Annotated in this window: 13 protein-coding genes; 5 read left to right on the forward strand and 8 right to left on the reverse strand. The window is 44.4% G+C overall.

Annotated features, from left to right (window positions below):
- Positions 1 to 75: 75 nt before the first annotated feature.
- Positions 76 to 1,467 (reverse strand): asparagine--tRNA ligase, encoded by a 1,392-nt coding sequence (gene asnS / locus NDA03_RS06940; RefSeq protein WP_348237664.1) that lies wholly within the window; start codon positions 1,465 to 1,467, stop codon positions 76 to 78.
- Positions 1,468 to 1,576: 109 nt separating this feature from the next.
- Positions 1,577 to 1,954, reverse strand: a complete 378-nt coding sequence (locus NDA03_RS06945) for a DUF2203 domain-containing protein (RefSeq protein ID WP_190439867.1) — start codon at positions 1,952 to 1,954, stop codon at positions 1,577 to 1,579.
- A 37-nt stretch (positions 1,955 to 1,991) separates the two neighbouring features.
- Between NDA03_RS06945 and NDA03_RS06950 the strand changes: the two genes are divergently transcribed.
- Positions 1,992 to 2,273, forward strand: a complete 282-nt coding sequence (locus NDA03_RS06950; protein ID WP_190427741.1) for a DUF6439 family protein — start codon at positions 1,992 to 1,994, stop codon at positions 2,271 to 2,273.
- A gap of 12 nt (positions 2,274 to 2,285) precedes the next feature.
- Here NDA03_RS06950 and NDA03_RS06955 read toward each other — a convergent pair whose 3' ends face one another.
- Together NDA03_RS06955 and rlmD are read right to left on the reverse strand one after the other, a co-directional pair.
- Entirely contained in the window at positions 2,286 to 2,735 is a 450-nt protein-coding gene (locus NDA03_RS06955) for an anti-sigma regulatory factor (RefSeq protein ID WP_348237665.1), read from the reverse strand.
- Between the two features lie 446 nt (positions 2,736 to 3,181).
- Positions 3,182 to 4,609, reverse strand: a complete 1,428-nt coding sequence (gene rlmD / locus NDA03_RS06960) for a 23S rRNA (uracil(1939)-C(5))-methyltransferase RlmD (RefSeq protein WP_348237666.1) — start codon at positions 4,607 to 4,609, stop codon at positions 3,182 to 3,184.
- Positions 4,610 to 4,684: 75 nt separating this feature from the next.
- Here rlmD and apcD point away from each other — a divergent pair, with 75 nt between their 5' ends.
- Positions 4,685 to 5,170 (forward strand): allophycocyanin subunit alpha-B, encoded by a 486-nt coding sequence (apcD, locus tag NDA03_RS06965; protein WP_190412828.1) that lies wholly within the window; start codon positions 4,685 to 4,687, stop codon positions 5,168 to 5,170.
- 116 nt (positions 5,171 to 5,286) lie between these two features.
- Here apcD and NDA03_RS06970 read toward each other — a convergent pair whose 3' ends face one another.
- Positions 5,287 to 5,448, reverse strand: coding sequence for a hypothetical protein (locus NDA03_RS06970; protein WP_339380671.1), 162 nt, complete (start codon positions 5,446 to 5,448; stop codon positions 5,287 to 5,289).
- A gap of 150 nt (positions 5,449 to 5,598) precedes the next feature.
- Here NDA03_RS06970 and NDA03_RS06975 point away from each other — a divergent pair, with 150 nt between their 5' ends.
- Complete coding sequence (locus NDA03_RS06975) at positions 5,599 to 6,036, forward strand: hypothetical protein (protein ID WP_190429045.1); 438 nt, start codon at positions 5,599 to 5,601, stop codon at positions 6,034 to 6,036.
- Between the two features lie 271 nt (positions 6,037 to 6,307).
- Here the strand turns inward: NDA03_RS06975 and NDA03_RS06980 are convergent, their stop codons facing one another.
- Positions 6,308 to 7,108 carry a hypothetical protein gene (locus NDA03_RS06980; RefSeq protein ID WP_348237667.1) on the reverse strand — a complete coding sequence of 267 codons (801 nt, stop codon included), beginning with the start codon at positions 7,106 to 7,108 and terminating at the stop codon, positions 6,308 to 6,310.
- A 201-nt stretch (positions 7,109 to 7,309) separates the two neighbouring features.
- On the opposite strand from NDA03_RS06980, the gene NDA03_RS06985 reads away from it, so the two are divergent.
- Positions 7,310 to 8,899, forward strand: coding sequence for an FkbM family methyltransferase (locus NDA03_RS06985; protein WP_348237668.1), 1,590 nt, complete (start codon positions 7,310 to 7,312; stop codon positions 8,897 to 8,899).
- A 49-nt stretch (positions 8,900 to 8,948) separates the two neighbouring features.
- A complete protein-coding gene (locus tag NDA03_RS06990; RefSeq protein WP_348237669.1) occupies positions 8,949 to 10,658 on the forward strand; it encodes an FkbM family methyltransferase in 1,710 nt (569 codons plus the stop codon).
- 10 nt (positions 10,659 to 10,668) lie between these two features.
- On the opposite strand, the gene NDA03_RS06995 is transcribed toward NDA03_RS06990, so the two are convergent.
- Positions 10,669 to 12,900, reverse strand: a complete 2,232-nt coding sequence (locus tag NDA03_RS06995) for an O-linked N-acetylglucosamine transferase, SPINDLY family protein (RefSeq protein WP_190412832.1) — start codon at positions 12,898 to 12,900, stop codon at positions 10,669 to 10,671.
- Between the two features lie 173 nt (positions 12,901 to 13,073).
- Positions 13,074 to 13,649 (reverse strand): type IV pilin-like G/H family protein, encoded by a 576-nt coding sequence (locus NDA03_RS07000; protein ID WP_190412833.1) that lies wholly within the window; start codon positions 13,647 to 13,649, stop codon positions 13,074 to 13,076.
- Between the last annotated feature and the right edge of the window lie 30 nt (positions 13,650 to 13,679).

The raw sequence follows: 13,679 nt of genomic DNA on the forward strand, positions 1-13,679 counted from the left end.
AGTTTCAAGATTTCATACTTTGCCTTTGTGCTTTTTGGGCTTTCAGTAGGGCGGGCATTGCCCACCCTACTGAACTTAAAAATCTACAGTTAATGGCGCACGAGGGAAGGGGATCACATCCCGAATATTGCCCATTCCGGTCATAAATTGTACTAAGCGCTCAAACCCCAAACCGAAGCCAGCGTGAGGAACTGTGCCATAGCGCCGTAGATCGAGATACCACCAATAATCTGCTGGATTTAGCCCTTGAGCTTGTATTCTTCGCTCTAGCACGTCTAGGCGTTCTTCCCGCTGCGATCCCCCAATAATTTCGCCAATTTTAGGAGCCAATATATCCATTGCGCGGACGGTTTTTTCATCGTCGCTCAAGCGCATATAGAAGGCTTTGATTTCTGTTGGGTAGTCAGTAAGGATAACAGGTTTTTTGAAGACTTCTTCAGCCAGATAGCGTTCGTGTTCTGACTGCAAATCCAAGCCCCATTTGACGGGATACTCGAATTTTTTATCGGCTTTTTCCAAAAGCGCGATCGCATCCGTGTAAGTCAACCGTTCAAACTCGTTGTTAATGATATTGTCCGCTGTAGCGAGAACGGAGTTATCAATTCGCTGGTTAAAAAACTCCATGTCTTCAGGACACGTCTCCAGCACATACTTGAAAACGTGCTTCAGGAAGGCTTCTGCTAAGTCCATATTGCCTTCTAAATCGCAGAAAGCCATTTCTGGTTCTACCATCCAAAATTCTGCCAAGTGGCGAGAAGTATTGGAATTTTCTGCTCGGAAGGTGGGGCCAAAAGTATAAACATTGCTGAATGCCATCGCCATGACTTCAGCTTCCAGTTGTCCGCTGACGGTGAGATAGGCAGGGCGTCCAAAAAAGTCTTTGCTGTAATCAATCTCCTGGGCGTTTGTGCGGGGGATGTCCTTTAGATTGAGGTTGGTGACGGTAAACATCTCTCCCGCCCCTTCACAGTCGCTAGCGCTGATAATCGGGGTATGAACCCAGAGGAATCCTCGCTCTTGAAAGAACTGGTGGATCGCATAGGAACAGGCATTACGGACGCGGAAGACGGCACCAAAGGAATTAGTGCGCGATCGCAAATGTCCAATTGTTCGCAAAAACTCAAATGAGTGACGTTTCTTTTGCAACGGATAGGTTTCGGGATCGGCTTCCCCGTACACTTTCACCGTTTCTGCCTTCAGCTCAATCCGCTGTCCTTTTGCCGGAGACTCTACCAGCACACCCGCAACTTCTATAGAAGCACCCGTGTTCAGCTGCTTAATGATGTTTCCATAATCTGACAAATCCGGATTGAGTACAACTTGGAGATTAGCCATTGATGAGCCATCGTTGACTTCAACAAAGGCACATTCTTTCAATTCCCGCTTCGTTCGTACCCAGCCTTTGATCGTCAGCGGCTCATCTGGCTGACCATTTCGCAATATGTCTGCAATCCGTCGAGTCACCATGTTGTTATCTGTTGTTATCTGCTAAGTGAAGGTTTCGATAGTTAAAGGGTTGAAAATTGAGGGTTGAAGCTTTAACTTTCAACTTGCCACCTTTTCAACCTGCTAACCCCTACCCAGCGCAGGACTTCAAGATCCAGCCTACAACAATGCCAAGTCCTGCAAAGCGGACAGCTTGCCAAAAAGGTTCTTTTAAACTGTCCCAAGAAAATAGACGACTTTCTAAGTTAAGTTCTATAGTATCCAGCTCTTCTTTGATGCGCCGCAGCTCGACTTGAAGTTGTCGCTGCTGGGAAAGCTTTTGTTCCTTTTTTATCTCGTCTAATCGTTCCTGTAGTTCTGCTTGCCGTTGCTTGTCTTGCTGCACTTGGGCGTAGCGTTCTTTGAGATCGGCAAGCGAAGTCTCAACTTCCAACAGCGATCGCTCAAATTGCTCTTGATCCCCAAGTGGGGAAGGTGATGGATCTGATCCTTTTGGACGGCGCGGCATACAGTAGAGTAGGGATAAATGCGAGTCTATCTTCAGTATGTCTCAACCGACCCAGCTTTCTAAAACCTCTGACTTGAACGAACTGAGTACCCTGGAACTCGCTCAAGCTCTGGCAGAACGCTTGAGTATTCAACCGAATGATTGGCATCGGCTCAAGTCTAACCGCAAAGTTCGTGCTGGCGAACAAGCCATCGCCGCATTGGTATTTCTCCTGAAAGATCAACCGGAAGAAGCGTTGGTGCGCTTTCAGCAGGCTTCTGGCTGGCTGGACAAGTCTATCTCAGCACCGCCTTGCCCAACTCATGGACACAACCGTTAGAAAAATCGGGTGTTAGAAAAGCAGGGGTTGCCGGAAGCGATTTTTGACTTGCTTGCAGAGTCTGAGTTCCGTTCCCTGGTGGTTCCAGTGGACTTGATCGAAGATTTGGTGGAGGATACACATCCCTCTGCCGCTTTCTGCTTCGTCGTCAGGGAGATGTTGTTCGGGGTCAGAATGGCAATCACAGGGGGGAGAAAAGCCCGTTCCTTCGTCTGAAATTACCCACCAGTATTGTCCTTCTACCATCGAAAAGCGGACGGACACGGTCTTACTGGGATCGAGCTTATTGCCGTGTTTTGCTGCATTGACTAGCGCCTCTTGCAGCCCTAACCGAATTTCTGCTTGCCACCGAGATGGAATCTGAGCTAAGAGAAGATCCAGGATGGGACAAAGGTAGAGGGTAGAAGCGAAGCTTATCGTGCCCCAAGTTCGCCTTACCGGACGCTGTGAGATAGCAATCACTCAAAAAACCTCTAGACTTTCATTCAATAGAATTAACAGTCAGATGCCGAAGGGTATGCGCGTAGCGCTATACAGCTTTGATACGAGTAGTTTTAGACCCATCTTATGCGTACAACATCTCTTGCGTACAATCAGGTGCGTACAATCAGAGGAATCACGTAGATTCGAGATGATGTCCAGGCTTAAGTACACCTATCGCCAAGCATTAATCATTGCGTATTTGTCCGGTACTCTCTTTTTTTAATCGAGGATACCAACTACATTTTTCCGTTAGATTACTTGGCAAATTGCTAGCTTTCTGACGGATACGAATAACTTGCTAACTTCTGACCTCTAGAGGAGTGCTTTCTATCCTAAAAGTTGTAGGATAAACCACTTTCTCTATTGTAACAAAATCTTCTAAAAAAGCCACCCCGAACCTCAGTCAAGTACACTACAGAGGGCTGTTATTGGCGTACAAGAACGGCGGCACATTCAACGTGAGACGTTTGGGGAAAGAAGTCAGCAGGTTGTACGCGGGTTAGCTTATAGCCGCCCGATTGACACAATAATTTGAGATCGCGGGCTAGGGTAGCGGGTTTACAGCTGACGTAGACAATCCGACTCGGCTGAATTTCTAAGAGGGTTTCTAAGACATCACGACCGTCCTTCGGATGTCCTGAGCTAAAGCATCCTTGACGCGGGGGATCGAGCAACACAATATCTGGCTTCACCTCCAGCTTGGGCAACAACGTCTCTACGGTTCCCGTATAAAAGTTTACATTCGTGATGTTATTCAATTGGGCATTGAGAGTCGCTTGCTCGACTGCTTCTGGCTGCATCTCCAAGCCAATTGCCTGCTTTACCTTCTGCGCCAACGGCAAGGTTAACGTGCCAATGCCGCAGTAGGCATCTACTAGCACCTCATTGCCTTGCAGATCCAGTTCATCAGCGATCGCCTGTAACAGCGCTTCAGCTTGCTCTGTATAAACTTGAAAAAAGGTGTCGGGACGCACTTGGAACTGTAAACCCGCGAATTCCTCAAGCAAGTAAGGTTGTCCGGCGATACAGCGGGTTTCCCTGCCAAAAATTGCATTGGTGCGATCGGGATTGCAGTTCAGCGAGACGCCCACTAGCTGGGGGTACTGAGTTAACCACTCCTGAGCTTGAGCATCGATCCCGGCAAGATTCCAATCTTTGACGACCAAGGTTAGCAATATTTCGCCCGTGCGTCGCCCAATCCGCAGCCCCAAATGACGGATTTTCCCTCGGTGAAGTTTTTCGTCATAAATTCCCCAACCCCGCTCCTGGATGTCTTGCTTGACTTCTGCCAGCAAGGGATTCAAACGCGAGTCTTGAACCGGGCATTGATTCAAGTTAATCAGGTGGTGGCTGCCTTTTTGGTAATAACCTGCTTGGACTTGACCCGTAGATGACCGTTTTACCGGATAGGTCGCTTTGTTGCGATAGCCCAACGGATCGGCAGCGGCTAGGACGGGATCGACCGTTGGCTGGGCGATCCCGCCAATGCGTTCTAGGGCTTGGATCACCTGATTTCTCTTGGCTTCTAGCTGGTGTTGGTAGTCAATATGCTGCCACTGACAGCCCCCGCACTTATCTGCCACAATGCAGGATGGACGGATGCGATCGCTAGATGCTTCCAAAATCTCGTCCAATTTGCCGTGGGCATATTGAGGTTTGACACGCACCAAGCGCACAAGAGCGCGATCGCCCGGAACCGTATCCGGGACAAAAACCACCCGACCTCCCAAACGACCCACCCCGTCACCGCTGTCACTAAGATCGCTGATGATTATTTCCACCAGTTGACCTTGTTGCCAAAGGTCTTCACCCGCCTCGCTAGAACCTGTATTTAGTGATTTTGTTAGTGACATATTATCTCTGTCTCTTTATTTGTGTCCCACGGACTCGTTAAACTACGAATGATATTCTGAATCATCCCGATAATCATGAGTGTAGTTAGCCAAGTTATTCTCAAAGCAGACGACGAACTTCGTTACCCCAGTAGTGGCGAACTCAACAGCATCAAAGACTTTTTGCAAACTGGCGCACAGCGGGTGCGTATCGCCAATACGCTGGCTGAAAATGAGAAAAAAATTGTTCAAGAAGCCAGTAAGCAGCTCTGGCAAAAACGTCCTGACTTCATTGCGCCAGGGGGCAATGCCTACGGGGAGCGGCAACGGGCGCTGTGCCTGCGGGATTACGGCTGGTACTTGCGTCTAATTACCTACGGAGTTCTTTCCGGTGACAAGGAACCGATTGAAAAAATTGGTTTGATTGGCGTGCGGGAAATGTACAACTCCCTCGGCGTTCCTGTCCCAGGCATGGCTGAATCTATCCGTTGCTTGAAAAAAGCCTCTCTCGACTTACTCAACGAGGACGATGCAATAGCAGCGGCTCCTTATTTCGACTACATTATTCAAGCCATGTCCTGATTCTATCGCTATCAAACAGAACATGCGATCGCGGGTGAAGAAGAATCTTTCTTCTTCACTTCTTGTCTCTATGCTTGTAGCGACATGCTTGTAACGACAAAAAACCGACAGTCTCTCTACAGAATCTGTCGGCTGGTCGTGTGTTCCCTATTGATGACTCGGCTAGAGTTCAGTCGTCTCTTAGTATGACCACTCAGCCATACAGGTAGAGCGATATCAATCATCTTCTTCTGTGATTGCGATCGCACAAGAAGATCGCTTACGAATGCGTAGGACAAAGTTGCAGGCGCAGTAGTATCTTGCGCGATCGCCCAAAAGACAAAAATCTCCCCAGCCTAAAAAAAGCCTAAAAAGGAGACCATAGTTTGCTAGCTCAGTGTAGACTCTTGGTACAAGATTGATACGCCAAAGGGAGCGCAACGAATGGAATGTCTTTCCTGAAAAGATTGCCTAGGGCAACCCTGGCGTTGCTTCTGGGTACTTATTGCGTATACGGCTGGTTGTTTTCCTTTACATATACCTGGGAGATTTTGCTGTTAGAGATAGGAGTAGCCTTGTTGATAGCTTTGGTTTTAACGGCTCCTATCAGGCTTTTGAGAATCTTTTTTGCCCGTTGGATGAATTCCGATACTAGAGCCTTCCTTTCAGTCATAACCGGAGCTTTGGCTGGGGTCTTCATCCTCACCTGGATTAATATTTTTGCCAATATTTTTGTTCTACTCTCAGCAGGTGCCCTAGCTAGACTAGACCTTCAAACTGCTAAATTCAATGCACTGCAAGCTTTTTGGATTCTCGTTGCCGTATCTTGGAGCGGGTTTGGTTTAGGCTTGATACTAAATCGTTTGTTGCTACATCCATCTTTTTAGCCAACGCCTCCATCAGCTTCTGTCTTGCGTTTAGTAGGCACAACACCATAGATTGCAGCCTATTGCGCCTTTAATTTCTCTCAATGGACACTGTAAATACCGTCACACAGGGCGAGTCAATGGGTGCTAGATTTCTGGAAACTAGAGTAAGCGTTTAACTGTCCTCTTGCTCTACAGCAGTCTTGCTGTGGGGCAGTTTTGTTTTTAGCTGCAAGCAAAGTCAAAGGTAGCGAACTCTTCTCTTGTCATAAAGTCTGTTTGCGCGATCGCCTTAATCTCTCTCCGGCAACTGGACTTTAACCTGTCCTTCCGGCGTAATAACGACTTTTCCACCCAGCGCCTCAATCCGACTGACGGCAACCTTCCGTGTGCGAGCGTCAACCGCATTCTGTAAAACCATTGTCCAAGCACCCACTTGAGCAAACTTGCTATTAGGATTTTGGGCTAGAAACTGTGCGGTTTGGCGAGAAATAGCTACTACATTCTGGCTTTCTGGATCGGAATACGTACTCGCCCATTCCGCTGCCTTTTCAAATGATTTCCTAGCAGCTTGGGCATCCCCTAAAAACAACAATTCATCAGTTCCTTTATAGCGCCAAACGTAATAGGATTTGGGTGGAGTTTGAGGTGTCAGTGATTTTAGTCCTTTCTCCATCAAGGCAACAGACCGTTCTGGCATTCCTGCATATAAAGAACTACTACCAGAGAGAAAAAAATATGCCTCCCGAAACCTGGGGTCACGGTCTATAATTATTTCAAAGTATTCCGGACTGATATTGTAGCCAGTAATTTGTCGTGCTGGATCATCACCAAAATATTGTGCAAACCCAAGAAATACCCAATTAGCAACAAGATTGTTAAATCCAAAACCGGGAACTTTATGAAACAGGTTGAGACGGAGTTTTTCTGCCTCTACTTCTTTGTTGAGCTGTTCTGGTAAAGCCGTTTTCGCTTTTGTACTGAGTTGATTTAATTGAGGTAATTGTACAAATCCAATTGCCAAACCACACAGCAGGGTAACTGCGATCGCACCGAGCGATTGATTTAAGTTTTGACGAAATTTATAAAGCATTTACATCGTCCTCTACTTAGAAACAGCAAACACTCTAACTGTTTGCTCAATCTTTGAGCCTATATCATTTGTAGCTAAACCTATATTTTTGTAAAAAATAGGCAATGAGCGCTCAATGGTAAATATCCTTGGGAATATAGTAGGATTTGATAAACTTATAAAATTGTGTCTTTTGTCCTATTGTAATTTCCTCTCTGGATTATGGAAAGTAATTTTGCTTCTGCTGATTCTTATTGGAAATATCTGGAAAAGGCTGGCGTTTCTCTTGAGTCAGATGCTTTGTCCCGTGTAGCCACCATTCTTGAAGGTACTTCTTGGGATGACCCTACATCTGCCCTTGATTTGAACAACTTTGCAGTAGTGGCACTGATTGAGGCAGAACAGTCCGAGGATTCATCTGTCCGATCGCTTTATGTTGAAATGGCGCTACAGGCATTAAATGCGGGAGTCGAGTTGGGTAATCCACTCTGTGCTGCTCATCTTGCTCTAGTTCTCGCCATAGTTGGAGAGATTGACCAAGCGACGCAAATAGGATTTGCTAACTTTATCGCTAACCTTCAACCTGCTTATGTTAATGATAAACCAACTGCTTTAGGTATAGTATATTTGCCTCCTACTTTAACAGAACTAATAGATACTCAGAATGATAAACTTACTAGAATACTGCATAGTGAGGATGGTTACAAGCAAGCACTTATATTATTAAGCGAAGCTTTATGTTATTCAAGTCTCGTTTTTTACAACGTCTCAGGGCTTCGATTTCTACATTTAGCTAATCATCTGTCGCCCAATTCCACTTCTGTTAATTTAAAGCTAGGGATATCTAGCTTGATGAACAATCAATGGGAAGGGATTTTATATTTGCAGCATGCTAGAGAAATAACACCAAATTCAGCAATTATTATGCAAGCTCTCTACCTGGCTTATCGAAATATGGGAGAGATAAAGATTGCAAATTTTTGGCTAGGTATTGGGCGCGATTGCGTCCGTCAAAATTCTAACTTTCTAGAGTGGCAATGGACTAAATTAGAAGCTGATAGCTTATTAACTTATGTGCCTTTTGAAAATAACTTAATACTAGCAGTTGAACCAAGTTTACGTAGTATTGTCACAAGTGTCCTACTTGCTGAAGGAGACTGGTTTGAAAAAGAAATGGAATTTTGGCGAAACTGGGTAAAACCCGGCATGACAGTTATCGATGTGGGTGCAAATGTAGGCGTTTACACTTTTAGTGCTGCTCTAAAGGTAGGGTCTGAAGGTTGTGTGCTAGCCGTTGAACCTTTTTCTGGTTGCGTTCGTTGTTTGCAAGAAACGTGTAGAATTAATGAGTTAAGTTGGGTTCAAGTATGTGCAGGAGCGGCAAGCGATCGCAATGGCACAGCCCGATTGTCTCTCCATACTGCTAGTGAACTTAACGAAATAGTTTCTAGTGATGCAGAAGCAACAAACCAGCATGGTGCCTTTGAGGAAGTTGACTGCTTTTCTCTTGACAGCCTAATTGAGCGTGAAAATGTCAAGCAGGTTGATTTCTTGAAAATTGATGCTGAAGGACATGAAATGAAAGTGTTAGAGGGAAGCAGCCAGATTCTCAGCGAATTTGCTCCTGCTATACTTTACGAAAATATTGCAGGGAATAAAAGCAGTAATCTAGCTGTTGCCGATTTTCTGACATCAAGAGGCTATCAACTATTTCGATATCAGCCTTACCTACAGCAGCTTATTCCAGTTAATTCTGCTGAAGATTTGCAAGGTAGATTGAATATAATTGCTTTGCACCCCCAGGAATTATAAAACCTCAGTCGTCAATAATTATTAAACACTCAAAAGCGAGGACTATAAAATGTCAGTTTTTCTTTCCAGTTTAAAGAAAAGCGGTCACTTGGATCAGCTCCACCTAACTATATGTAATGTTGGTTCTCGTAAATTAGGCAGCAACGATGACTACACCAGCCTTGGCTGGGATATCTTTGCACCTCGGCTCACTATATACGGATTCGATGCAGATGTAGATGCTTGTGATGAAGCGAACGCTGATCTTGAAGCTAGACAAATAAATTGGACAGAAAAACACATTCCCTTAGCACTGGGAAATTCCGTAGGAGAGTCTACACTCTATGTAACCAAACATCCCATGTGTAGTTCCTTATATCCACCCAATGAACCATATTTAGCTAGGTTTGGCGGACTTCCAGAGTTAGTAAATTTAGATTTTACTCTAGAAATTGAAGCTACAACTTTAGATGCTTTTTGTCAAGCAGAGGGAATAAATGAAATTGATTTTCTCCAGGTAGATGTTCAGGGTGCGGATCTGCAAGTTTTAGAAGGAGCTTCTGAGATACTAAAACGCAGTAATCTGGCTGTTCAAGTTGAAGTTGAATTTTCTCATTTATACGATAAACAGCCTTTGTTTGCGGATGTAGACACTTATCTCCGAACAAAAGGCTTTACATTATTTGACTTAGCTACTTCTTATCGTACTCGTGCGCGATCGCCAATTCGGTCAACCGTTCGTTCTGGGCAATTACTTTGGGCCGATGCTTTTTATTTTCGCGATCTAATTCGAGAGGATATTACTACCCCATTAAAGACACCAGAGCAAGTTCTGAAGTTAGCTTGTATTGCCGATATTATGAATTTTCCCGACTATGCTCTAGAGTTATTGGAGCATTTGACCCTGCAATATGGTAATGACAAAAAGTATAACTTTGCTGATAACATTGTTGAAAGTCTAGCTCAATTTCCCGCTCTAGTACAACAAGGATTAGCTTCGCTACCTATTGTTGCGAGTATCCAGGATTACATTCGTAGTTATGACCTAGATTCATTACAGGTAGATGCCATTTCTCAACCACAAGAGTTTATTTCTCCAGTTGGCGTGTTTCATTCCGAACACTATCAGCGACACAACCAGAGGAGATTAGAGCATCTTACTAGTTTAGGCTTGGATATAGCCAGTGCTACTGTACTAGAAGTTGGAGCTGGTATCGGCGATCATACAAGCTTCTTTTTAGATCGTGGATGTCAAGTTGTTAGCACCGAAGCAAGAAAAGAGAATCTAGAAATACTTGCCTCCCGATACCCTAATATACAGGTAAGGCATTTGGATTTAGACAATCCAGACTCTACATTTAATGAGTTGTTCGATATAGTTTACTGCTATGGGTTACTCTACCATCTCCAAAACCCAACTGAGGCTATAGAGTTTATGTCTCGGTGTTGCCAAAAAATGCTTTTGCTGGAGACCTGCGTCTCATTTGGCGATGAAGAAGCTATCAATCCTTGTACAGAGATGGCAGAAAGCCCATCACAGGCTGTATCAGGTCAGGGTTGCAGACCTACCAGGAAGTGGGTGTATAACCAGCTTAAGCGATATTTTGATTTTGTTTATATGCCAGTTACTCAACCAAACCATGAAGAGTTTCCTATAGATTGGACTTCTCCCCCTCCATCGAACGGAGCTTTCACCCGGTCTGTATTTATAGGATCAAGACAACAACTGAACAGTCAACTTTTGATTGAAGATATTCCCATGAAACAGAAGCGTCATTAAAAAATAACTGTTAGCAATTGTTTTCAAGATGATTTGTCCACATTTGTTGGTAAGCTTCTTCCATCTCCTTGGTAAACTGTTTGGCGTTCCAAAGAGGAGCTGTTTGTTTTGATTGCCGCAATTGCCAGGAAATTTTTTGCCGCAGTACTGAATCTTTCCCTAAGCGAACGCCCCACTCCACATATTCTTCATCTGTCCAAGCAATGCCATCTGTTATGCCGGCATTTATCATCATGGTATAGCTGTTACGAGCAGCAAATTGCTGCCCAACTCGCGTCACCAAGGGAATACCCATCCACAGCGTTTCTAGAGTGGTGGTAGCTCCGTTGTAGGGGAAGGTATCTAGTACAACATCAGCAATTCCCAAGTTAGCTCGATGGGTTAGCTCTAAAGCAACATCGTCCAAAAACCGCAGGCGATCGCAATCTACACCCTCTTCTTCTGCAATCTGGATAAAGAATTTTTTTATTGCTTCTTTGTCAGCATTACCTTTAATCAAAAGGTAACTATTTGGCACTTCTTTGATGATTTTCATTTGCAGCCTTACCGTATCAGGATGCCGCTTGTAGCCTTTTTGTGCAGTGAGATATATCACTGCATCACTAGGAATATCTAGCTGATCCCGGCGTAGAGTTGGTACGCCTACCTCAAAACCATCAACTGCTACATAAGTTTGAGGTAAGCGCCAAATTTTTTCTGTATAGTAATCCTGGGCCGAGTCTGGTAAAACGTAAGGATCGGCAATGTAATAATCAATGGCAGGTATCCCTGATGCATCCCACCCCAACCAAGTAACTTGAATGGGAGCTGGTTTTAGCGCTACGACCTCACAGCTAAGGTCTAGTGTTATGCTGTCAAGATCAATTAAAATATCAATCTCATCCTGGTAAATTTGTTCAGCGATTTGCAGGCTATTTAGTCCAAGCTTGTATGCTTTGAAAGCCTGTTTAATATACCATTCTTGTACGGGATCGTATATTTCTTTATTGTTAATGAGATAGGCATGAACTTGAAAGTGCTTGCTATCATGGTAATTAAAAACCCATCTAGCCAACCAGCCAACAGAATGCATTCCTAAACAATGAGATAAATATCCAATTTTTAAAGGTTTAGTAGAAGTTTGGCTTTCTTTTTTATAGGTTCGTTGGCGATATCTCTCTACTGTATCTTTTGCATAAACTTGAATACTGTCTTGGCAAATTTGAGCAACTTGATTTTGGATTAAGCGATTAATGTTTGCTTCATCTCTAAAGTAAGGCAGAAAATAAGTTGTGCTATACAACCCCTGCGTATGAGACTGCTCTAGAGGGAAAGGTTTTTCCTCAATTAACTCTGATAGTAACGATTCGTGCTGTTGGAAAACCGAAAAACCTTCTTCCCAGTATCCACCAGCACTCATTAATCCTCGCACCAAGAGGTGACTTGTATAAACCTTTATTGGTAATGTTTCCGATAGCTCGCAACACAATTTAGCAGTCTCTATGCCCTTATCGTATTGACCACCACTTTGATACATAGAAGCTAGATGTGATAAAACTCCTATATTCTCAGCATCTAAGCGTAGACATAGCTCAAGAAGCCGTGCTGCCTGTAAGGGCTGCTTGGCAAAATAAGCAATTTCAATAGATGCACCTACTACTATATAGATGAAAGTATCAGCGTCATTCACATATGGTAAACAAGCTTCTGCAAATTCAATCGCTTGCGGTTCAAGCGAAGGGTAGTTTAAGACATTTTGCAACACCTGTAGCAATAGATCGAAATTAAATTCACAACCCTGTTTTGCTTGCAGGTACTCAATCAAGCCAAGGGAAGTCAAATCTTCGCCACTAAACTTTTCGAGTATGATAGAAAGTTGAATAATCTGCAACAAATTGTTAATATTAATAGGGCTTATTTCCCGGATATGTTGCCGGATCGCCCAAGCAATTGAATAGTCTACAAGTTCTTCCCTTCGCTCGGCTTCGATTTGTAGAACTTGCATCAATTCGTTAGTCCACAGATCTATCTGCTCTGGCTCACCCTCAGCTATTGCTACTAGCCAGGTTGTCTGAGCCTCGGCTTCTTGTCCCTGCAACAGCAACATCAGCCCCAAATGCCAGTAATGGGACTTTTCCTGTGGGTCCGCTTCTATTGCCCGTTCATACAGACTTGCAGCCTTACTGTATTCTCCTTTAATCAGACATTGATAAGCTTGCTGCTGCCACTTAGCCAGCTCAGTCAAATAGCATTCAGCATTCATAGGATATTTTTGTTTCAGGTAATATTTTTAGTTGGAAGTTCTAATCAATACGGCGACAGTTATTTTTAAGCAGCAACCATTGCATACACAGAACAAAGTGGGTAGAATGGCCTACCCACTCAAAAAATATCTAACCTAGTCTTGCAAAAATTGCCAGAGCCAGGATTTTTCTTCTACTTGGCTATGTCCTCATACTTGGCTGCGTTGCATGTTGGTGCTGTACCAGGTGCACCTATGGTTACTGCACCCACCGAACCTGAGTCACCACCAGCAGCAGGAGCCTTTTGACCTTGGCATAACACTGCTAGTGTGGTGGCTTCACTTGTAGCTGCTACTGTTCCCACTTGTACTCCACCTGCATATGCTCTGACCGTAGCTAGTCCAGCTTTTGCTGGCTGTGCAAGCTGGACTACAGAAGTGTTATTGCTGACGTTACCATTGAGCGAGTAGCTGTAATTTGTGGTATTAGTCGCAATACCAAGACCTAATTTACCGATGTCAGTAGTTTTGCCTACGAAATCTTGTTTTTCCAGGTAGTAGGCTTGTTGAGCGCGGTTGATGGAACCTACGTACTGCTTGGCTTCGGATTCTTTTGCTTTGTTGGCTTGGTTGAGGAAGGACGGCAGGGCAATAGCGGCCAGAATACCAATGATGATGATAACAACGAGCAGTTCAATCAGGGTGAAACCCTCTTCCTGCTTTTTCTGGTTCAGGTGCATCAGCAACTTGGCCTTCACATCGTTCTTCATGAGATGTCTCTCCTTGAGGTGCGGGGTGCT

Origin of the sequence: Trichocoleus sp. Lan, from assembly GCF_039961855.1 — a bacterium.
Taxonomy (GTDB): Bacteria; Cyanobacteriota; Cyanobacteriia; order Cyanobacteriales; family FACHB-T130; genus FACHB-T130.